Raw genomic sequence first — 22,319 nt, forward strand, 5'->3', positions numbered from 1 at the left:
GCGAACGAGGTTTCAGGTTTTCAGTGCGTAAGTCCTAATATAAAACCGCTGTAGGCTTCGGTAACGCACCATTTAATATTTTCAGTGCGTTACGCTAATGCGGTAACACACTTTACATGAGCTTCTAATTATTTACGCCTACTTACTTAACTATTATGGAATTATCCTTTCCAACCTGCTGCGATCGCCAGTAAGATAGCACTACCGAATGCTAATCTATACCAAACAAAAATCAAAGTATTTTTAGTTGCTAAGTATTTGATTAAAAATGCAATTGATAGGTAGGAAAAAATAAAGGTTGAAATAATCCCTACAATTAACAGTCCAACAATATTATCTGGCAACTGGTGGGCTTGGAACAACTTGAATATTTTCAGGCTTTTATACAGCGTCGCAATGGTCAGAGTTGGAAACCCTAACAAAAATGAGAATTTCGCTGCTGTAGCGCGTTCTAATCCTAAAAATAAGCCAGTCGTCAACGTCGAGCCAGAACGAGAAACGCCCGGAATTAAAGCAAGTGTTTGTCCCAATCCAACTAAAATACCATCCCGAATCTGCAATGAATCAAAACCCCGCTTCCGAGTGCCAATTTTTTCTGCTAAAGCTAAAACAAGCGCCATGATGATTGACATGATGGCAATAATTAATGCACTCTCCGGTAGAACATCTTTTAAAAGAAAGCCGAAAATTAAGGCAGGCATTGTTCCGACTATAATACCGACAAGAATTTTCCATTCCTCACGTTGCCAGTCTTTGTCTTTTAGTGCTTCGATTCCACCTTTGACAATACTAGAAATCAGAGACCAAAAAAAACCCACAATTGCTATAACACTGCCAAATTGAATTGCATCTACAAAATCTTTAGAACCTAGTTCTTTCCAACCAAATATCTTTGTCACAATCAGAAGATGTGCAGTGCTGCTGATTGGCAAAAACTCTGTAATCCCTTGAACAATACCCAAAATAAAAGCTTGAATAAACTCCATATGTAATTAATACCTTTTTCCTGTTCTAGACATGATTATGAAGATTGTTTAACTGATGATGTTGCTTTATATACTCTCCACTGCACCCAATTTTTGAGAAAATTCAATTTTACTGATCAATAACACCATCGAAGACGCTGACCATGTTCTTACACCCACCTCAATAAGTCAATGCAATTCTGCCAATTCATCAAACTTTAATATTTAGGGGACTAATGCTAGTTCACTTTTTAACCATTAAATTTCACCCCTGACTTCTCTGTAGTCCCCCATTTACAAGGAACTACAGAGGATTTATGTAAATAGTGCAACTTTAATGGATTAGTCTGGTGCAGAATGTTTTCCTTGGTTTACACCAGCGCTCCCCGAAATTTCAGTATAATTAAAATGCCCCAGGGGGGGATTTTAAAGTGTGATATATTAAATAAGATAAAGTTTAGTAACAAATATTAAAAACTTTGATTAATAATACACTGTCCTCCTACACTGCTTCTACCCCTTTGATTGATACCGAATTGGATTTAGCTGATACTAGGCAGAAGGGTATCAGGCAATTAGAATCTATACTTTCCTCTTCTGTTTCTGTCCCCTTATCTTTTTCTTGGCGACAAACTTGGTTAGTGTTTGCGGCGGCGGTGTTTTTGGTAACAGTACCAGTATTTGTAGAAGCGCCAATAGTGCGATCGCTACCAAGTCTAAGTTTAGCGCTGACAGCATTTTGGGTGTGGCTAAGTTTTACCTTAATGTCACGGACTTCAACTTATGTCTGGGGAGATTTGCTCTTAGGATTTAGCTGGAGTTGGTTAGCAGGAGCGATTTACTGGGGCTGTTTACGTTGGGAACCTTTTTGGCATCTGCCAGTAGAATCTATCGGCTTACCGTTTGCTTGCTGGTGTCTGGCGAAGAATTGGGGTAAGGTAGGTAGCTGGTTTTATTTAGGTTCTTTACTCGGTACAGTTTTAACAGATGTATATTTTTATCTAGCAGACTTGATGCCCTATTGGCGGCAAATCATGAGAGTAGATGCAGATGGCGCACCACAAATCTTACAAAATGCCCTAATCCAAGTACAAGCACCTTGGGGACAAACTTGGGCGATAATTCTCGCCTTAGTGCTGTTAATAGTCGGGATTTTACCTTTAGGTCGAAATCAGAGACACTGGTATGCCTTTAGTGGCGCAGTTTTAAGCACAATTTTGGTAGACAGCCTATTTTTGTTAGCTGCGATCGCAGCCTAAATATTCAAAAATTGGGTAATATAAAAACCGAAACTTTTTCTAGCCCAATCTACGGCACATCAAAAATGATGCTGTAGATGATTAATTAGTTAAGAAATATTACATAACAATCGATCAACATCAAGTCTTCTTGCTAGGGTTTTCGGTATTAGACATCACCCGATTTCATGTCTGCTTGTGAGGTAGAATCAGCCACCCCGAAAAGATTTCGTCTAGCTGGGAATGCTACCACGATCATGGATGGAACACCATTGCAGTTATGCAGGCACTCTTACCACTAGGAAAATTTTTAGCAAAAGTACAGTCAAACCCAGTAACGGCAAATATTGTGGATATTAATCCGCTGTATATTAGTTTTTGATGACTGCTGTGTTGATTAAGCTATCAGGTTTTGTCACCAAAGTTCTGTACGCAAAAAGTCGGCGCTCAGACTTCTGGTTTTGTCCTTTGTCCTTGGTACTCTGACTAATGACTAATGACCGCTGACGCCTGTTAGCTTAAAACTTTTATTTCTGTTTGATGGAAAGAGGTAGAAAATCGTGAAAGGATTGGTGCGTTTATTAACAGTGTTTAGTTTGTTACTTAGTTGCTGGGGATGGTTGGGAACAACTAAAATAGCCCAAGCTGCTAGTTTCAACAGTTTTGCTTTTCCTCAAGTCCCAGTTCTGGCAATTGAGCGGCAGAATCGGGCAGACGCTAAACTAGGAACGGAATTTGGTAAAAAAATTGATTTAAATAATACCAACGTCCGAGCTTTTCAACAGTATCCAGGGCTTTATCCCACCCTGGCTAAGAAAATCATCACGAATGCTCCCTACCAAAAAGTAGAGGATGTATTGGATCTTCCAGGATTGAGCGATCGCCAAAAAGAAACCCTGCAAGCCAACTTCGATAAATTCACCGTGACAGACCTAGAGCCTGCCTTCAACGAGGGAGATGATCGCTTTAACAACGGCATCTACAGATAACTGCACCTTGCAGTTAATCTAGCAAATAGCAGCCCACTCCTGATTCTAGGGAGTGGGATTATTCTATTAGAGATGAGGGGGATGAAGAGGACAAGGTAAAATTTTCTCCCTTGTCTTCCCCTGCTCCCCCTGCTCCCCTGCTCCCCCCTCTCCCCCTCCCCCATTACCTTGCCTCAGATAGATATTCCTAGCCAATTTGATGTTTTAGTAGTCGGTGCTGGTGCCGCTGGACTATACACAGCGCTGTGTCTACCAGAGTCCTTGCGAGTCGGTTTGATTACCAAAGAAACTGTTGCTATGTCCGCCAGTGATTGGGCGCAAGGTGGCATTGCCGCAGCCGTTTCGCCGGAAGATTCTCCCAAGCTACATATTGAAGATACGATCCGGGCAGGTGCGGGTTTATGCGATCGCACCGCTGTAGAATTTCTTGCCCAACTTGCTCCTAACTGCATTCAATCCCTAGTTAACTTGGGGGTTGCTTTTGACCGTCATGGTCAAACCTTGGCTTTAACTTTAGAAGCTGCCCATTCTCGCAACCGCGTTCTCCACGCCGCTGACACCACAGGGAGAGAAGTTACCACCACCCTCACCGCCCAAGTATTACGTCGCCAAAATATTCAAGTCATTCAGCAAGCTTTGGCTTTGAGTTTGTGGATCGAACCCGAAAGTGGTTGCTGTCAAGGAATAAGCCTGTTTTATCAAGGTGAAATCACCTGGGTAAGAGCTGGTGCTGTGGTATTGGCAACTGGTGGTGGTGGTCAGGTATTTGCCCAAACCACTAACCCGGCTGTGAGTACGGGTGATGGGGTAGCGATCGCATCTCGGGCTGGGGCGATCCTCCGCGATTTGGAATTTGTACAATTTCACCCCACTGCCCTGACTAAACCTGGTGCCGATCGCTTTCTGATTAGCGAAGCTGTACGCGGCGAGGGGGCACACCTTGTCGATAACGAAGGGCGGCGTTTTGCCTTTGACTATCACCCGGCGGGTGAACTTGCACCCAGAGATGTGGTCAGTAGAGCCATTTTCAGCCATTTACAACGTACCGCCCTTGATCTGGCGACTGCCCATGTGTGGTTGGATATGCGCCCCATCCCCGCCGACAAGATTCGTCACCGCTTTCCCAACATCATCAAAGTTTGTCAGCATTGGGGCGTTGATGTCTTCCATGAACCAATTCCTGTGGCCCCTGCTGCCCATTACTGGATGGGTGGGATTGTCGCGGATCTGATAAATCGCACAAATATCCCCAGTTTGTACGCGGTCGGTGAAACCGCTAGTACCGGTGTGCATGGGGCAAATCGCCTTGCGAGTAATTCCCTGCTGGAATGTATTGTGTTTGGGGCTCAGATGGGCCAAATTGAGTTGGAAAATATTAGGCTGCCGTTAGAAACACCAGTGCTGCCATTACAGAAATTTAGTGTTGATGCTAGTGAGTGGCACATCCAGCAAGCACAGCTAGAAGCACTCAGAGAGAAGTTACCACGTCTAGTGTGGGAAAGTGCTGGTATTTGTCGGGAGCAATCAAGGTTAGAAAGTGCGATCGCCACTGTTGAATCTTGGCAGCAAGATTTCGCTATCTTGCCTTTAAGTCAATTCTTGCTTGCTTTACGTCCTGCAGAACCAGCTAGTTTTGACCTACCAGATGTTGAACGGCAATTAGGACTTTGGGCAGAAACCCGCAATTTATTAGATGTGGCTGATTTAATTCTCAAAAGTGCTGCTTTTAGAACTGAAAGCCGAGGCGGACACTACCGTTTAGATTATCCTCAACCAGACCCAAATTGGCAAGTTCACACACTTGTACAAACAGATCATTGGTGGAAATCTCCACTATTGTCTTGATTCGGCGCTGACATTATTAGATTCCAAGGTAGCTCCCAAGTACTGTAAAAATGAATTCAAAGTATACACTAAAATTAAATAAATATACTTAATCAATTTTCTTCTACTTGAGATATTTGCGGATAAAAGCCGCAGGAAAATTGGGAAAAAGCCTATTGAGAAATTGAAAAATTGATTTATCCCTTAAATTTTTCTTGACAGACTACTAGTGGGTGGAACAAATCCAAAATAGTCAACCCAAAATCCAAAATTGATTGACTATGGGGTGTTAACTACACCGTACCGCTAGGTCGGTGTAGCCTTCCCAATTCATGAAAACCGTTGCTAAGGCTGACTCAGGTCAATTACTTGAAATACTTGAAGTTACGAGGGCCCGTGTAACCAGAAACTTTCGCTAATTCCTCTAAGCTTTGGACTCCGCTATAGCTTTTACCATTGATGATCCAAGTGGGGAAGCCTTCAATTTTTGCGGCTTTACACAGTTCTGTTTGAGCTTTGAGTCCATCGGGAGCGCACTCTACCTTAATACCATTATTAATTATTTCCTCGGCTTCTTTACCAAAAAGCAGCTTTTGTTCATGGCAGTGAGGACACCAGTAAGCACTGTATTCCTTCGCCCCTACCTTTGCAAGCTGGCGTGCTAGAGCTATTTCTGCCTCACCAGAAGTAGTGGTAACTTCCCAACCGAATGCTGGGTTAGGGTCTGCCTTGGGAGAAAAGTTAATCTGTACGGCTTGTCCAGGAGTTCCTGATGTTACATCTGATTTATTCACGCCAGCATATACGCCTAAAGTACCAATCAGCGTCACCATCCCGACAATAATGGCGGTAAAAAAGATTTGTCCAACATCCTCCCAAGTCCGACCGATAATCGTCAGTACCAAAAGACTCAGAGAGAACAAAGCTGAACCGATACAGTAAGGACAAATAGCTTTAATTTGAGATGTCAGCACGTAGATTAAGTAGCCGCTAAAGACAGACATAGCGATCGCTCCGGCCAGCAGCAGCAACCACGTCCAATTTTCCAATTGTTTGCGGCGATTGTTTTCCCCTGAGTTGAATACCAAGGGAGCCAAAGCAAATATTACTATACTGGTGTATGCCAAAAACCCAAACAAGGCTAATGGCTGGCCAAAAACCGTTGCCCAAGGACTGGAAAGCACATCATTACAGCCCTTGACACCAGCCTGTGCCACACAAGCTGCATTGCCTCCTGTTAACTTTTCTATGGTGAGATAACCTGTTATCAGGGCACCACATCCAGCGATCGCGGCAATCAATGGACGTGACCATTTATGAATCCAAGGAGTAGAACGGCGGCGAATCATAAACTGTTATTGATTAATGGGCATTGGTAAAAGTGAGGAGTTAAGAGTGAGGACTTAAGTAAGAATCAGGAGTTAGAAACAATTAATTTAAAACTCATAACTCCTAACTATCTTTTCCCACTCCCTAAGAATGTAACTTCACTTGTCCTGCTGATTTGCTTTCACCTTTGGAGTTCCAACTGCGACGGGCGGCTTCCACAAATTGACTGACGCGAATTGGGTCAATTGGTTGCTCTATTCGTCCGTGACGTTTCAGCGAGCTGGAAACTATTACACCATCTGCTGCCTGCATCAATGTATCAATATTTTCCCAATTGGCCCCACTCCCGATGAACACTGGTGTGCCAGGTGCCGCACCACAAGCTAGTTCCAAATCTTCTAAGTTAGGAGGGCTACCAGTAGCCCAGCCGGATAAAATTACCCCGTCTGCTAAACCCCTTTCAATGGTGTCTTTCACGGCGACTGTGAGATTTGGAGAACTTAAAGGACGGGCGTGCTTCACCAACACATCGGCCAGGATTTTAACATCAGAACCTAACTCCCGTCGATAACGGAGTAGTTGATGGGCTTCTCCCTCAATTAATCCCTGATCGGTTGCCATCACCCCTGTGAGAACGTTGACGCGGATGAATTGTGCTTGCACACAGCTAGCGATCGCCATTGCACTTTTGGCATCGTTTCGCAAAACATTTAAGCCCACAGGCAAAGTCACCAAATTCTGTATCCGCTGCACCACAATGGTCATGGCACTCACAACCACTGGATCGACTTGGTTTTTGGTAAACGGCGCGTCAAAAAAATTCTCCACAATCATGCCGTTAACCCCTCCACTTGCAAGAGCTGCGGCTTCTTGTTCAGCGCGGTCAATCACCGCTTTTAGGCTACCTCCCCAACGGGGTGAGGTAGGCAGTGGTAGCAGGTGAACCACGCCAATAATTGGTGAGCGAGTTTTAAATATCTGATATAAATCCACGTCTTTAATCCGCCTTGCAAAGTCCAGAGTCCAGAATTTATTGACTATTGAACGCCAGTTCAACGCCACTCCCCTTAACACAAGAAAACCTCCACACAGAAGTGGCTCTTCAACGGGGAAACCCCGCACGTGACTGGCTCCTCTTGACCCTTGACCGAAGAGGCAGGGGGAGCAGGGAGCAGGGGGCAGGGGAGAAAGATTCTGAAATTCCCCAGCAATCAAGGGTTTCAAGCCTCTAAATTTATTTATGGGGTTCTCCCCTCTGCCCCCTGCCCCCTTTCCTCTTTAGTGACTCTTGACTTTTCATTAACTAGTCAAATGTGTTTTATGATAGTCGGTTTACTGCCTCCTTCCTCAGATGGAAATTGGCGTCAAACCTCCCATAAGATATGTTAAGATAAAACTTGGCTACAAGAGGAGTTTGCCACTCACTAGACGCAAGGCAGCTTTCCGTGGTTTAGGTGTCTCGTCCGCGCCCAGTCGTAGGACTTGCCAATCGCCAGGTTAGCATTACTGCTTTATAGGCGTAGTCGCTTTCGTCGATTTCCCTGAGGGTAGCGACTTCTCACAACAAGCCCTTTGGGCGGCTTCCCGATGGGTAGGTTAACAACGCACACGCTGCGGTAATGTAAAATACCAATAGGCGAACTGTTAAAAAACATTACAAGTGTCAAATGTACCCAAAGACACTTCAATTTACCCTGGGGAACAGATTGATAAAAATATCATAACATGACCTCTATTTTTATTACTGATAGGGTCATAAGTCCACGTACAGTTGCTGACAGTGAGAATTTGCCACTGTACTGTTTTCATGAGGATGTTGATAGCAAAAAAGCAAAGTTAGCGCCAGAATGTTTGACTACAAGAAGAAAAAAATGAAGATTTTTTCAAAATATGGGTGACAAGCCAACAATTGCCATTTCTCACTTGGGCTGCGAGAAAAATCGAATTGATACAGAACACATGCTGGGAATGCTGGTAGAAGCAGGCTACGGTGTAGATACTAATGAAGAGTTAGCAGATTACGTTATTGTTAATACCTGTAGTTTTATTGAAGCAGCGAGACTTGAATCTGTCAGAACTTTGGTAGAACTGGCAGAGGCAAACAAAAAAATTGTCATCACTGGTTGTATGGCGCAACACTTCCAAGAACAACTTTTGGAGGAGTTGCCCGAAGCAGTAGCGGTGGTGGGCACAGGCGATTATCACAAAATTGTAAATGTAATTGAGCGTGTAGAACAAGGTGAGCGGGTCAAACAGGTTAGTATCGAACCAACCTACATTGCCGACGAAACTACACCGCGCTATCGCACGACAACGGAGGGCGTAGCTTACCTGCGGGTTGCGGAAGGATGTGATTATCGTTGTGCATTTTGTATAATTCCTCATCTTCGAGGAAACCAGCGATCGCGTACTATTGAATCTATAGTCGCCGAAGCGGAGCAGTTAGTTAGTCAAGGGGTAAAGGAAATTATTCTAATTTCCCAAATCACCACTAATTACGGTTTGGATATTTACGGTAAGCCAAAGTTAGCCGAATTACTTCGCGCTTTGGGGAAAGTAGATATACCGTGGATCAGAATGCACTATGCTTATCCCACGGGACTGACCCCAGATGTGATCGCGGCGATCCAAGAAACACCCAACGTCTTGCCTTACCTGGATTTGCCCTTGCAGCATTCTCATCCAGAGATTCTCCGCGCCATGAACCGTCCTTGGCAAGGACAGGTAAATGATGGGATTATAGATCGCATCAAAACGGCGCTACCAACAGCCGTATTGCGGACAACATTTATTGTTGGTTTCCCAGGAGAAACAAGCGAGAATTTTGAGCATCTACTAGAGTTCGTCCAACGGCATGAATTCGACCATGTTGGTGTCTTCACCTTTTCCTCAGAGGAAGGAACCCCAGCTTACAAGTTACCAAATCAGTTGCCCCAACTGGTGATGGACGAGCGCCGATACCAACTTATGGAACTCCAGCAACCGATTTCTCAAAAGAAAAATCAACAGGAAGTAGGCAAAATTGTTGATGTCCTGATTGAGCAAGAAAATCCTGAAAGTGGTGAATTAATTGGTCGTTCAGGTAGATTTTCCCCAGAGGTTGATGGTTTGGTATATGTCAAAGGCCAGGCAAAGTTAGGAACCATCGTGCCAATAGCGATTCACCACGCTGATACATACGACCTCTATGGTCAAGTAGTCAATAACTAAATTGTCATTTGTTTTTTGTTAAATGACCCTTACGGGTTCGCCCTTCTGGTGAGGTATTTCCTCATCGGGGGTTTCCCCTAAGATTCCGCTGGCTGACTAATAACTAATGACCATTGTAGAGACGCGATTAATCGCGTCTCTACTGACTAAATGACTAATCCAAAAATCCTTACAAAAAATTTAGGAGAATTAATGACTCTTTCATTTCAAGAATTAGGCATTTCCCAAGAACGTGTCGAACAACTAGAAAAAATCGGTTTTACCGAACCAACTAACATTCAAGTGCAAGCAATTCCCCAATTGCTAGCTGGTCGTGATGTGGTAGGTCAATCTCAAACTGGAACAGGCAAAACAGCAGCATTTTCACTGCCAATTTTAGAGCGGCTGGATATTAATCAAAAAGCCGTACAAGCCATAGTTTTAACGCCAACTCGTGAATTAGCAATGCAAGTTCACGATGCGATCGCTCAGTTCATCGGCGATGAAGGATTGCGGGTGTTAGCAATCTACGGTGGTCAATCAATTGACCGCCAAATGTTACAACTCAGACGTGGTGTTCACATGGTAGTGGGCACTCCAGGACGGGTGATCGATTTGCTTGATCGTGGCTGTTTAAAGCTCGATCAAGTGAAGTGGTTTGTGTTGGATGAAGCTGATGAAATGTTGAGCATGGGCTTTATTGACGATGTGGTGAAGATCCTCTCGCAAGCGCCCGTAGATCGCCAAACAGCTTTATTTTCGGCAACAATGCCACCATCGATTCGGATGTTGGTGAACAAGTTCTTGCGATCGCCTGCAACTGTCACTGTTGAGCAGCCAAAAGCCGCTCCCAACAAGATTAATCAGGTAGCTTATCTGATTCCCCGTCACTGGACAAAAGCCAAAGCTTTACAGCCGATTCTGGAAATGGAAGATCCAGAAACAGCTTTAATCTTTGTTCGCACCAGACGCACAGCCGCAGAACTCACCAGTCAGTTACAAGGTGCTGGTCACAGTGTAGATGAATACCACGGTGACTTGTCCCAACAAGCACGGGAACGGTTATTGAGCCGATTCCGTAACCGGCAAGTCCGCTGGGTGGTAGCAACTGATATTGCCGCCCGAGGGTTAGATGTCGATCAACTCTCTCACGTAATCAACTACGACTTACCCGATAGCGTAGAAACCTACGTCCATCGCATTGGTCGTACTGGTCGTGCTGGTAAAGAAGGAACAGCAATTTCTTTAGTTCAGCCATTTGAGCGGCGCAAACAGCAAACATTTGAACGTCATAACCGCCAAAATTGGCAAGTGCTGACGATTCCCACACGGGCACAGATTGAAGCGCGACACATCCTGAAATTGCAAGAACAGGTGCGGGAAGCTTTAACAGGTGAGCGTTTGGCTTCATTCTTGCCGATTGTAAGCGAACTGATTGAAGAATACGATGCTCAAGCGATCGCCGCAGCTGCACTGCAAATCGCTTACGATCAAACTCGTCCCGCTTGGTTGAGTTCAGACGTGGAAATTCCCCAAGAGGAATCTTCCGCCCCCAAACCCAGACTCGGCAAGCGTCGTGAATCTTCCAGCGATCGCCCCCGTTCTGCATGGAAATCAGATAGCAGCAATGGTGAAGAAAGACAGGCTTCTCCCAAGCCAAAACTGCGGACAAGTGGGCAGGATTCTTCTGCATCCCCTAGTAAAAAGATAGGTTCACCTACAGCTAGGGAATCAGCTTCTTAGTCAAGAGTTAAAAGTTAATCAATTTTGGATTTTAGATTTTTTCTTCAATCCAAAATCCAAATCTAAAATTGGAGAGTTGAGAGTTAAGAGTCAAGATTTTGACTTTGGCTCTTGACTTTTTGGCTTTTTTGGTAACTTTTTCTACCCGTTTGTAAGAAGATCAATTAAAGATGCATTCTTCGTGGTCTTATGTTCACTATTCCAGACTTAGAGCAACTACAAGCAGAGCATCCAGAATGGCAGATGGAGCTGGTAGACGGAAATATAGTTGTTATGGGCCCATCAGATTATGAGTCGGAGGAAATAGGTGCTGAGTTTGCAAGACAGATGGGTAATTGGGTACGCCCACAGAGACTAGGACGGGTAACGGGTTCTAGTGCGGGTTTCATTTTGCCTACCTTAGAAAGTGAAAACGGAAAAGAAGCTGATAACGAAAAACGAAATCTTCGCGCTCCCGATGTATCTTTTGTTCGTGCCGATAGACTGAAAACAAGCAAGCGCGACTTTGTGGAACTGGTGCCTGACTTGATGGTAGAGATAAAATCTAAGTCAGACCGGATCAAACCACTGGTAGAAAAGATTCAGCTATTCTTACAACTTGGATCTACGGTTGGTATCCTGATTGATCCTGACAAATTGACGCTCACAGTTTATCGACTCAACCAAAAACCAATAGTTTTGCAGGACAACAACAAACTGACACTACCAGACTTACTACCAGGTTGGGAGCTAGTAGTGTCAGAAATTTGGCCTCCTGTGTTTGAGTAGTTCAAAAATATTACAGCCAAGGACGACTAACTAGTTCTAACTCTCCAATTTCATCGTCGCTCAATCTCCAGCCCAAAGCACCAGCATTCTGCCGCACCTGTGCGGCTGTCTTCACCCCAGCAATGGGAATAACGTTCCCCTGAGCAATTAACCAGTTTAGAGCAACTTGGGCTGGGGTGCGATCGTATTTTTCCCCGAAGTTGCGTAGCAAAGATGTGACTGGGGCAATTTTTTGCAGACCTTCTTTCTTAAATTGCGGGTCTATTTTCCTCGGGCCAGTGGGGGTTTCAGTACTATCAATAGTGTACTTGCCTGTGAGTAATCCTTGTGCTAGAGGACTATAAGCCAAGATAGTCACACCCAAATCACGCGCAGTTGCCATAATACCTTTGCTTTCAATTTGGCGACTCAGTAAAGAATAGCGTACTTGGTTCACAGCCAAAGGCACTCCACGGGCTGCCAATATTTGATGCGCGTCTCGCATTTGCTCTGCTGAGTAATTACTCACACCAACTGCGGCAATTCTGCCTTGCTTCACTTCATCCGCTAGGGCATTCATCAAAGTTTCTTGGCTTAAAAAGAAGGCAAAAGGCCAATGCACTTGGTACAGGGCAATTTGCTCTAATTGTAAGCGTTTGAGGCTTTGAGTTAAAGCATCAGAGACGGATTGGGCTGTAAATCGCCACGGTAGGGGGCCAAATTTTGTGGCGATTTGTACAGGTTGTTGTGTCTGTTGCAAAAATTGTCCCAAAAATTTCTCTGATAGTCCCATTCCGTAGACTTCGGCAGTATCAAAGAAGGTAACACCAGCCTCTAAGGCTGCTGTAAAGGCTTCTTGTAACTGTTCTGGGCCGTAGCTGTTGCCATAATTCCAAAAAAGTTTATCACCCCAAGCCCAAGTGCCTATGCACAAAGGTGTAACAACTGGGCCATTTTGCCCCAATGTGATATTTTCCACGGTTGCAAAATTTAATTTATTTACATTTCTTTACTTTTATAGTCTATCGTCATAGACAAAATTGGGTATAGGGAAGTTGATGTAGTATGTTTACGGTGCGTCAGCACTTGGCCGCAACTCTTGTTGTGCGTAGGCGTAGCCCGTCGTAGACATCGCGGCTTGCATAAAGATTTACAAATTACACCTGAGAATCTACTATTCTCAGAATAAAGGGAGGTTAATAACCTCCCTTTTATAATAGTTGAGTGTATTTACTTGTATTTATGAATTAGATGATTTATCCTGCTTGGCTTTTTTGATTAATTCCATATAGACATTAATCTCACTAATTTCTAAATCATGCTCAACTCTGGTTACTTTCCATCTCTCTTTTTTTAGGTAAACTTCCTCTCCTACTCTGGGAGTAAATTGGAGATCATAGAACTTTTTGAGAAAATCTTTTTGGTTTTCTTCCCATAATATTACTTTGACTAGTTCTTTACTCATTGCTTATGCCTTTTTTGTAACTAGATGAAGGTAAGTAGTTTGATGACATACATACGGCAAGTTTATCTTACTAATTCAATGCAATAGCGTAGTTAAAACCACAATTTTACATTGATGTTTTTATGTGGCTTGATTGTGTCTGATAAAGTTACAGCACAATACGATAACTCTAGTAAGTATTACTATTAGGTTTACTTAAAAACATTTTTTAGTGGTGTTTTTGCTTGTATCACGTTAAATTGAGGTATTGCATTTTTCGCTACTAATCCAACGCTAATAAGTGACCCCTCATTAGACTTCTTGCATAAATGCTTAAATTGTCATCCTGAGCGGAGCTAAACATCTGGTGAGATTCTTCTCTGCACTGCGTTCTGCTCAGAATGACATTCCTAATTTTTTGACTTTTGCAAGAGGTCTATTGTACTTGCTGGAGGGCGATGTCTGACGACAAGGCTAGCGCCAACGCTATTTTTTAGCTAGTTCCTGCTGAATGTTGTGATAAGTCTTTGTTCAAGCTTTTTGACTTTTATAGTGTATCGTCTGGGCAAGACGGCGAATTGGGCATCTAGTAAATATCAATACCCTGTTTTTACTTAATTACACTTATTAAAGCTGACACCGTACAAATAGGCTTTATAAAAACTTATATATCTATAGACAAAATCTATCAAAACCTATCAGGATATTGAGATTGCCAAGTATAGCACCAAGTGCTATATAATAAACGAAGGCAATGACCATAGCATGATAATCTACAAAACCCGATGGTTTGAACGTTGGGCACGCAAAGAGGGTTTAAACGACCTTAGCCTCTGCACGGCTGTAAACGAAATGACAGCAGGACTTTACGAAGCCGATTTAGGAGGCGGACTGTTCAAAAAACGGATTGCCCGCTCTGGACAAGGTAAGCGTAGTGGCTTTCGTACACTGGTTGCCACCAACAAGGGAGATTGCTGGTTTTTTGTTTTCGGCTTCCCGAAAAATGAGCGCAGCAACATTAACAAAAAAGAAGAAGAAGCATTAAAAAAGCTGGCATCGGTGCTGTTGTCTTACACGCTAGAGGATCTCGAAAAAGCCAAGCTGGAAGATGAATTGATGGAGGTAATTTGCAATGCCGAAGAAGAAATCAGCGATTCTTGAAGCAGTTCACGAAACAGCCACGGGGCTGCACAAGGCTGGACTAATGGATCAGACTACATTACGTGAATTCGATCGTCTGTGTTTGTCTGTGATTGAACCGCTAGAACCTCAGCAAATTAAGCAAATACGCGAATCATCTCATGTCAGCCAGGCAGTATTTGCTGCGATTTTGAATACAAGTTTATCAACGGTTCAAAAGTGGGAAATCGGTCAGAAGCGTCCCAGTGGCACCGCTCTTAAGCTGTTGCACCTAGTTAAGAAACGGGGATTGAATAGCGTGATTGATTAAATTGTGCCGGCCATTGGTAAGAAATGCAGTGCAAAAGTTTCTTACTTTAGTCTTTATTCAAGCTTTTTTACCATTTGCTGCTTTGAGGCGATCGCTATTTTTTAGCTAGTTCCTGCCCAAGATTCTTTAGGCTTTTAATGAATTCTCTTGATTCCCTGGTTTCCAACTATCAAGAATTTCTCGAATATACACTAATTCCTTAAGATATTCAGTCACTTTGATTCTTTGATTTTCGAGAATAGCAATAACCTCAGAAGCTTCTACTTCCCTTGTTGCGCGTTGTTTGAGTAAAGAGTCAAATTCATCTTGAAACCTATTGATGTAGTCATTGATTTGCTTTTCGCCTTTACGAAAATCATCCGATACTTGTTTTTCAATAACACGCTGAAGTAACTCTAGGTTTCTCTGTACTTGTGAGTCAATATTTTGCTGAATTCCTTGCAAAGTCAGTTGTAAATCAATTTCATAGTAAGATACTTTTTCCTCATACGAAACATCTACTTCATACACTTTATCTGATTTACAGCAGCGGCTATTCGTCCTTGATTCTTTCTTGGTTCTAGTAAAGACTTCTTGCTGATGTTGAATTTTAGCATCAATACCAGAAAATTCAAACCCAGGAAATTGAATTGGATTATTACCTATTTCTACTTGCAAATTATTTTTAATAAACTCAGATAACTCATCAGAAATAGCCTGTATTTCTCGTTTAATTTTTTGAACTAAACCTTCACGAATTCTTGTTGCCTCTCTAACTAGTCTGTCCTGAGTATCCAACCAAAAACTTTGTATTATAGGAGTGCAGTACTCATTAATGGTTTTACCGATTTTCTCAGCATCGTTTTTATTTTTTACCTTGATTTTATAGGGATCAGAACTGGAAGATTCTTCAATTAAAGAACTGAACTTATCCCATATATATGTGATAAGATTTTGAGTATTTTTGTCCTTTGAAACTTTTTTAGATTGGTTTTCAGCCACTCTCTCAATTTCTGATATTATGCGTTTTTTCGCACTTTCAGCAAATTTATTAATCCCTTGGCTGAACGTACTGATTAATATTTGCTTTTGTGCTTCTACGGACTTTTTTACGGTAGCCACCTGATTTATGGCTGAGTCAGAATGTTTTTTGTACTCTTCTATTTTTTGTAGCAGTTCCTTAAATTCTAACTGCCAGCCTCGGATACCTGTAATAAATGTCTCATCAATAGCTTTGGCTTCTTTGTTCAATTCATCTAAAACATCACTCAATAAATTCCATCCTGAATTTTGAGTGATAGTTTGAATTACTGTCTCTTGAATTTTCGGAATACCACTATCATTTAAAGCTTGTGATGCAATTTCTTCTGGTAAAGGCATGATACGCCTTCCTTTTTCATCTCTTTGGGCATATCTAGCGCTGAAAAAATCTTCAAAGTCTTTAATATGACTATCAGTTGCCTTTCCCTGTTGAATAAGCTTAGATAACAATCCTTGCCATCCACTAACTGAATAAATTATTGGTTCTGGGATACCAAATTCAACTAAATTTATTCTTAAAGATTCTATAACATCTGCGATAGGTCTATCTCTCTCCGCTTTTCTGTCTACTTTATTAAGAACAAAGTAAATCTTACCTGTATTCTCTGCTAAAAATTCTCTACGCTGCTCAATTAAATCTTGAAGTAATTCTGAATTCGTGTTGTCCCTAAATGATGTGTAATCCAGAATGAATAATATGGCATCACAAGTTCGGAGAGCTTCTAAAGCAGTCTGCTTTAAAGAAGTTGTGTTAAACGAGACAGATTCCCACTCATTGGGGCCAGGAGTATCAACTAATGTGAAACCTGCTAGGGATGGCATTTTACTAATCGCTTCAATGGGATGTTCTAATTCAAAGCGTGTAGTGTTATCTTGATTAGATTTAGCTCGAATCTCATGAGTACGCTCTAAAAATATTTGCCGGATTTCTCTTGCTTCACCTTTTATTAAAACTATAGGTTCTCGTTTACCTGCTTGATATTCTAAAAGTCTGGGTGTTTGTCCGGCATTAATTGGACGAATATCTGTGCGACAAACTGTACAAGCTTCTGCTTCACTTGCTAAGATATCTGCACCAATTATGGCATTCAAAAAGGTACTCTTACCTGCTTTCATTGCTGCAATCACAGCCACCTGATATTTTTGTTCTGCTAAGGCTTTTAGAGCTTTGGTAATATTATCTTCAACGCTCTGTAATCCTTGAGTACTATCTCCTTCCTTGAGCCGTCCAGCACGAAGTTCTTTCAAGTATTTTAAGAGTTTATCACCAGTATCATGAATTCTGTTATAGGTTTCCTGAAATTCTTGTTCAGACATAATTTTAGGCTCTAATTCCATTGGAATTTCCTCATAATTTATATTTGATGGATTTGAGAAATATTCTTGTTCCCAAATGATTTTGCGTTGAACACCAGCAATAAGATTGCGTGCATAATAGTCACTGGGTACACAAATTAACTCTTCATTTATTTTATAGAGAACATTATTTGTAAGTTCTACTGCGTTGACAAATACCTTCAAAGCATCTTCTGTTGGCTCTCTATCAATATCCCACATCAGAGAAATCAGTCTATGCTGTAATCTAACTGCTAAATGCAAACAATCTTTTTCAACTTCATCTAAAGCGTGCTGGCGAGTTAAATCGAGAATCTGTATTTCTGTTTTATCAGCTAGTTCATAGTATTTTTGCTGCAAGTTTGTATAATTATCAGCTAGTTCATTTGCAACAGTCCTATGATGTTTAGCAGCTTGTCTATCACTTTCCCCAATAGCGTGAGTAGTAAAAGCACCAACAACTGCTCCAACAGCTAATCCCAGAGCGCCAAAAATAAAAGGAAGCATAAAAACTATGTAATCCTCTAAAATTTAATTCCTATTGTTCTGTGAGAAGATGAGGCAGTTGAGAACCAGCAAGTAATCTACTATCTGCTGATATTAGTCCTAAAGACTGAGCAATGGCGACTGATTCACGTAACCGTTGCATAGCCCCTTCTATCCCCGGTGCAATTGGGCGATTTGTAATTTGTTGATTAATTACTTCTGCTTGAGCTAAAAACTCTAGATTTTTCTGATGTTCATAAATCAGTTCATTCTCAATTGCTTGTAATCTTTCTAATTCTTGTTGAGTTAAAGATTCATAATAGATTTTCACCACCTGTTTATGGTCATCGAGGATTTTGAAAAACTCGTAAACCATACCCGCAGTTCCAACAACAGCTAAAACTGGTGCTGCTGCGGTTAAAGCGATCGCAATTGGTGGACAAGCTGCTGCTACTGTTGTGGTTACAAATGCTGTCACACCCCCAACTGTGCCGCCTTTTACGGTATCTTTCAATGTTTCTATAGCGGCTTCTTGTGCAGAAATTTCACCCCGAACTACGCGCAGCGCGTTGGTTAGTAACGAAAATGGTGCTGTCGTCGCTACACCAATTACTGCTCCTAAAGGCGCGGCTTTAACACCTGCTTTGACTGCACCTGTTAGGTTGTCAAAATGCCATTTAGCATCTAGTCTTATTTGCTCCTGCGAAGTCATGGGTTTATTGCCACGGGCTAAATTATCTTTGGCGTTTTCCCACTTGATATTTTTGGGATCATTTGAGCCATCTTGGCTGTGGGGTTTGATATGACTAGCGTGTTTATCTGAGAGGTATTTTTGGGTATTAACATCAGTAGATTTGCCATCAATCCCTGCTCTTTGAGATGGAGGGATTTTATCTAACATTTCTTGGGCTTGCACTCTGGTTCTGATCGGATCACCAGGTCGAATCCCACCTTTATATAATCTACGGGCTGCACTTAAAGATAAATCCTGTAATCGGGCATGTTGAACGTTAATGTTGGCAGCAGCGTTAAAAGCAGAATTATGCTTTTGTTCGTTAGACATGGATAAACAAATATATTGTGATGTATTACGTTTCTTTGCTTCATACCAAAGCATGGTATTGGCTTATTTTCTTATGGTTCCCATTTGGGCATCAGATGCGATCGCCTCCGATGAAGTCATGAGCATCGTAATCGGTCACATTTGGGCGCGATCGCAACTTTCACTTTTCGTTCGCTGATTTCAAGCAGGTAGGGTTTATCTTTATTTAAAGAGAGAGATTAAATTTTATAAACCATACAGAAAAGTAGCTATGGCAAGTGGTGAAGTATTTGATACCAAGACAAAATCCCTATCTGTGCCAAGGGTAAACCTACTGACCATGTTTCGGCTGGGTTTATTTCAAATGGGGTTGAGCATGATGTCCATTTTGACTCTGGGCGTACTCAACAGAGTCATGATTCAAGAAATAGCAATTCCGGCGACGCTGGTATCAGTAGTTCTAGCACTGCCCTTATTTGTTGCTCCTTCCCGTGTCTGGTTCGGTCAGATATCGGATGCCAAGCCGTTATGGGGATACCACCGCACAGCTTATGTTTGGGTGGGTGCGGCAATATTTGCGATCGCAGCCTTTTTAGCTATACAAGTAATGTGGCAACTGAATCTTGCTGGAAATAGTACAGGTGCTTGGGTATGGACAACCCAAACAATCGGCTGGACAGCGCTTATGTCTATTGTTTTCGCTATATACGGTCTAGGAATTTCTGCTAGCGGCACTGCCTTTGCTGCTTTGTTGGTAGATATATCTGAAGAAGATAACCGTTCCAAAGTAGTTGGTGTGGTTTGGTCAATGCTGATGGTGGGGATTATTGTTGGGGCGATTATTAGTTCCAAGTTACTACAGCCATTAACACTAGGCGTTTCCATAGCAACCTTGCAGCCAGCAATCAACAGGCTATTTTTTATCGTTCCAGCAATTGTATTTGGTTTGGCGATCGCAGCGACATTGGGCGTAGAAAAAAAGTACTCCCAATACTCAACTCGTTCCACACTGGTGAACCGGGAAGACAGCATTACTCTAGGCAATGCTTGGAAAATATTGACAGCTAGCCCACAAACAGGTATATTTTTCACCTTTTTATTGGTGATGACTATCAGTTTGTTTATGCAAGACCCGATTTTAGAACCTTATGCTGGTCAAGTGTTTAAAATGCCCCTAGCGGAAAGTACCAAATTAAATATTTTTTATGGAACGGGTCTACTGATTGCCTACGGGGTTACTGGCTTTTACATTGTCCCGCGTTTGGGTAAGCGCAGAACTGCACGTCTAGGCTGTATGTTGGTAGCATTCTGTTCAATATTGCTAGGTATATCAGGATTCACAGCCAATGCAGCAGTTCTCAAACTAGGTTTGTTCTTCTTCGGTTTAGCCACAGGTTTCTTAACAACGGCAGCAATTAGCTTGATGTTGGATCTCACAGCAGCGGAAGCCGCAGGTACGTTTATTGGGGCATGGGGATTAGCGCAGTCCCTCTCTAGAGGTGTGGCAGTGGTAATCGGAGGTACAGTTTTGGATATTGGACGCAAGCTGCTACCTAGCCTAGAGTTAGCTTATGGACTGGTATTTGTTCTGGAAGCTGTGGGAATGGTGCTGTCGATTTGGTTTTTGAATCGGGTGAACGTCACAGAATTTCAAACCAGTACAAAGCAAGCGATCGCTTCGGTTTTAGAAAGCGATTTAGATTAAACTAGATAACTTAACCCAACCCGAATCTACCTAATCTTGGCTCAGGAACGTCTTTGCGCGAGAATTAATCAATGAGTGATTTTTGGACAACAATTCTTGATTTTGCCCAAATTACCACTACCAGAGTGGGCAAGCAGCTAATGCAAGATTTTGGGCAAGTACAGGCTGACCAAAAAGCTGATGGTAGTTTGGTGACGCAAGCAGATAAATGGGCAGATCAGGAAATTCGGGATGCGATCGCTTCTAATTTTTCTGGTTACGGCATTTTGAGCGAAGAGAGCGATCAGTCATTTCCCGGTACAGAGTGGTGCTGGGTAATTGACCCTTTAGACGGTACAACCAACTTCACACGCGGCATTCCCATCTGGACAATATCTCTGGGTTTGTTGTATCAAGGTACACCCATTTTTGGTTATGTTTACGCACCAACATTGAATCAAGCTTTTCATGGTTTCTGGGCAGATTCATCTGGTTTAGCAACGCCAACAGGAGCATTTCTCAACTACCACCCGATCCATACCAGTGCTGATAGTCCCAGCAACAATCACTTTTTTAACCTTTGTTCTCGTAGCACCGCAGTGATCAAAAACGGCTTTCCCTGCAAAATTCGGATGTTGGGTGTGGCTAGCTATAACTTTTTGACAGTTGCCACTGGGGCTACTCTGGGTGGTATTGAGGCGACACCAAAAGTTTGGGACTTAGCGGGGGCTTGGGTAATTGTCCAGGCTGCTGGCGGGGTTTGGTTATCGCTCAATTCTGAGCCATTTCCGTTGTTACCGGGAGAAGATTATAGCGATCGCTCTTTTCCTACCCTTGTTGTCAGTCGTCCCGAAGTAGTTCCGGTATTTCAACCTTTTCTCGAAGGCGTAAAAATTTAATTTACTGCTCACATGCCTGGAAACAATGATTTTGTCAACCAGCCTAGTACAGCGGGCGCGTAAATAAACCAACCATTCAAAATGGCGCAAGAGCAAGGAATATAATTTTTTTGAATGAGTGAATGAGTGACTTTTAACTTCCGCCTTGTGGTACTAGTGAACGGCAGTATATCGATATTAAACTTAATAAAATCCTAGTCAAACAAAGAATTGAGTATAAATAAAGCTGGTAATAATTCTGATTGAAGTGCAAGACCAGTGTAGTTATTAATTTAAGTAATGTTGTGGCTTTCATCACACTGGTTAATTTAGTATAAATAATTTTATGTTATCTAATCTAGATTTAATTCGAGAGTTTGTACAAAACTCAATCCAGAAAAAAGACATTTTGTTGTCAAATCCTGTTTTGATAGGGCAAACAGTGTACAAGACTAACCAACTGACAGCAAAAGTCGAAGGTGTGATTGCCACCGTTCAACTATCTAACACACTATCTGAATTCTGGATTTCTCCAAAATCATCCCAATGGGAATTGATAAATCAGGCATTAGCAGAATATAGTTATCTCCTCAAAGGAAAAGTAGATAGTCGGGGTTTCTATCAGTATCAATACTGCGAAGTTCCTAAAGGCTATCGGATGCACTGTACTCAATCTGTGCTTCTATGGCGAGCTTGGTGGAAATATCGCAAGTATACTTTAAGACCAGGCATTCCGTTAGAACTTCTGATTAGGACACGAGAATCATGGTATCCAATTAGAGATTTAATCATTAGCGACGGACTTCTTTATATTAAAACTTTAGGAAGCGAGATAGCACTTGACTCAGATGACCTGGTTACTTGGTTAAGCAAAGTTGATCTACTAAGTTCCGAAAATTAAAGAAATATCTAAATAAGTAGGCGTGAATAATTAAAAGTTTCTAGTAAAAGGACGT

General features: G+C 42.3%; 18 protein-coding genes. 11 read left to right on the plus strand and 7 right to left on the minus strand.

Annotated features, from left to right (window positions below):
• Nucleotides 1–161: 161 nt before the first annotated feature.
• Nucleotides 162–986, minus strand: a complete 825-nt coding sequence (locus tag V7K48_RS18855) for an undecaprenyl-diphosphate phosphatase (RefSeq protein WP_335074762.1) — start codon at nucleotides 984–986, stop codon at nucleotides 162–164.
• Nucleotides 987–1,444: 458 nt separating this feature from the next.
• Here V7K48_RS18855 and V7K48_RS18860 point away from each other — a divergent pair, with 458 nt between their 5' ends.
• The 3 genes from V7K48_RS18860 to nadB all read left to right on the plus strand — a co-directional run bounded on the left by V7K48_RS18860 (nucleotide 1,445) and on the right by nadB (nucleotide 5,037).
• Complete coding sequence (locus V7K48_RS18860) at nucleotides 1,445–2,224, plus strand: DUF3120 domain-containing protein (RefSeq protein ID WP_335074763.1); 780 nt, start codon at nucleotides 1,445–1,447, stop codon at nucleotides 2,222–2,224.
• A gap of 539 nt (nucleotides 2,225–2,763) precedes the next feature.
• Complete coding sequence (gene psbU / locus V7K48_RS18865) at nucleotides 2,764–3,192, plus strand: photosystem II complex extrinsic protein PsbU (RefSeq protein ID WP_335074764.1); 429 nt, start codon at nucleotides 2,764–2,766, stop codon at nucleotides 3,190–3,192.
• Nucleotides 3,193–3,360: 168 nt separating this feature from the next.
• On the plus strand, nucleotides 3,361–5,037 hold the full coding sequence (gene nadB, locus V7K48_RS18870; RefSeq protein WP_335074765.1) for an L-aspartate oxidase: 1,677 nt from the start codon (nucleotides 3,361–3,363) through the stop codon (nucleotides 5,035–5,037).
• 344 nt (nucleotides 5,038–5,381) lie between these two features.
• Here the strand turns inward: nadB and V7K48_RS18875 are convergent, their stop codons facing one another.
• On the minus strand, nucleotides 5,382–6,365 hold the full coding sequence (locus tag V7K48_RS18875) for a vitamin K epoxide reductase family protein (protein WP_335074766.1): 984 nt from the start codon (nucleotides 6,363–6,365) through the stop codon (nucleotides 5,382–5,384).
• 124 nt (nucleotides 6,366–6,489) lie between these two features.
• On the minus strand, nucleotides 6,490–7,338 hold the full coding sequence (gene btpA / locus V7K48_RS18880; protein ID WP_335074803.1) for a photosystem I biogenesis protein BtpA: 849 nt from the start codon (nucleotides 7,336–7,338) through the stop codon (nucleotides 6,490–6,492).
• An 897-nt stretch (nucleotides 7,339–8,235) separates the two neighbouring features.
• Between btpA and rimO the strand changes: the two genes are divergently transcribed.
• The 3 genes from rimO (at nucleotide 8,236) to V7K48_RS18895 (ending at nucleotide 12,045) form a co-directional block, all read left to right on the plus strand.
• Complete coding sequence (gene rimO / locus V7K48_RS18885; RefSeq protein ID WP_335074767.1) at nucleotides 8,236–9,555, plus strand: 30S ribosomal protein S12 methylthiotransferase RimO; 1,320 nt, start codon at nucleotides 8,236–8,238, stop codon at nucleotides 9,553–9,555.
• Nucleotides 9,556–9,747: 192 nt separating this feature from the next.
• Nucleotides 9,748–11,277: a DEAD/DEAH box helicase gene (locus V7K48_RS18890; RefSeq protein ID WP_334975253.1), complete on the plus strand. Its 1,530-nt coding sequence runs from the start codon at nucleotides 9,748–9,750 to the stop codon at nucleotides 11,275–11,277.
• Between the two features lie 189 nt (nucleotides 11,278–11,466).
• Entirely contained in the window at nucleotides 11,467–12,045 is a 579-nt protein-coding gene (locus V7K48_RS18895) for a Uma2 family endonuclease (RefSeq protein WP_335074769.1), read from the plus strand.
• Between the two features lie 10 nt (nucleotides 12,046–12,055).
• On the opposite strand, the gene V7K48_RS18900 is transcribed toward V7K48_RS18895, so the two are convergent.
• A complete protein-coding gene (locus V7K48_RS18900; RefSeq protein ID WP_335074770.1) occupies nucleotides 12,056–13,003 on the minus strand; it encodes an aldo/keto reductase in 948 nt (315 codons plus the stop codon).
• 261 nt (nucleotides 13,004–13,264) lie between these two features.
• A complete protein-coding gene (locus V7K48_RS18905) occupies nucleotides 13,265–13,489 on the minus strand; it encodes a hypothetical protein (protein WP_335074771.1) in 225 nt (74 codons plus the stop codon).
• A 744-nt stretch (nucleotides 13,490–14,233) separates the two neighbouring features.
• On the opposite strand from V7K48_RS18905, the gene V7K48_RS18910 reads away from it, so the two are divergent.
• Together V7K48_RS18910 and V7K48_RS18915 are read left to right on the plus strand one after the other, a co-directional pair.
• On the plus strand, nucleotides 14,234–14,629 hold the full coding sequence (locus V7K48_RS18910) for a type II toxin-antitoxin system RelE/ParE family toxin (RefSeq protein WP_335074772.1): 396 nt from the start codon (nucleotides 14,234–14,236) through the stop codon (nucleotides 14,627–14,629).
• A complete protein-coding gene (locus tag V7K48_RS18915; RefSeq protein ID WP_335074773.1) occupies nucleotides 14,601–14,918 on the plus strand; it encodes a helix-turn-helix domain-containing protein in 318 nt (105 codons plus the stop codon). Before V7K48_RS18910 ends, V7K48_RS18915 begins: the two co-directional genes overlap by 29 nt.
• A 126-nt stretch (nucleotides 14,919–15,044) precedes the next feature.
• Here the strand turns inward: V7K48_RS18915 and V7K48_RS18920 are convergent, their stop codons facing one another.
• Complete coding sequence (locus tag V7K48_RS18920) at nucleotides 15,045–17,780, minus strand: dynamin family protein (RefSeq protein ID WP_335074774.1); 2,736 nt, start codon at nucleotides 17,778–17,780, stop codon at nucleotides 15,045–15,047.
• A 31-nt stretch (nucleotides 17,781–17,811) separates the two neighbouring features.
• Entirely contained in the window at nucleotides 17,812–18,822 is a 1,011-nt protein-coding gene (locus V7K48_RS18925; protein ID WP_335074775.1) for a hypothetical protein, read from the minus strand.
• A 250-nt stretch (nucleotides 18,823–19,072) separates the two neighbouring features.
• Between V7K48_RS18925 and V7K48_RS18930 the strand changes: the two genes are divergently transcribed.
• The 3 genes from V7K48_RS18930 (at nucleotide 19,073) to V7K48_RS18940 (ending at nucleotide 22,264) form a co-directional block, all read left to right on the plus strand.
• Nucleotides 19,073–20,506, plus strand: coding sequence for a BCD family MFS transporter (locus V7K48_RS18930; protein WP_335074776.1), 1,434 nt, complete (start codon nucleotides 19,073–19,075; stop codon nucleotides 20,504–20,506).
• A 71-nt stretch (nucleotides 20,507–20,577) separates the two neighbouring features.
• Nucleotides 20,578–21,384 (plus strand): inositol monophosphatase family protein, encoded by an 807-nt coding sequence (locus V7K48_RS18935; RefSeq protein ID WP_335074777.1) that lies wholly within the window; start codon nucleotides 20,578–20,580, stop codon nucleotides 21,382–21,384.
• A 325-nt stretch (nucleotides 21,385–21,709) separates the two neighbouring features.
• Complete coding sequence (locus V7K48_RS18940; RefSeq protein ID WP_335074778.1) at nucleotides 21,710–22,264, plus strand: hypothetical protein; 555 nt, start codon at nucleotides 21,710–21,712, stop codon at nucleotides 22,262–22,264.
• Nucleotides 22,265–22,319 lie beyond the last annotated feature (55 nt).

It is taken from the genome of Nostoc sp. (genome assembly GCF_036919615.1).
Taxonomy (GTDB): domain Bacteria; phylum Cyanobacteriota; class Cyanobacteriia; order Cyanobacteriales; family Nostocaceae; genus Nostoc.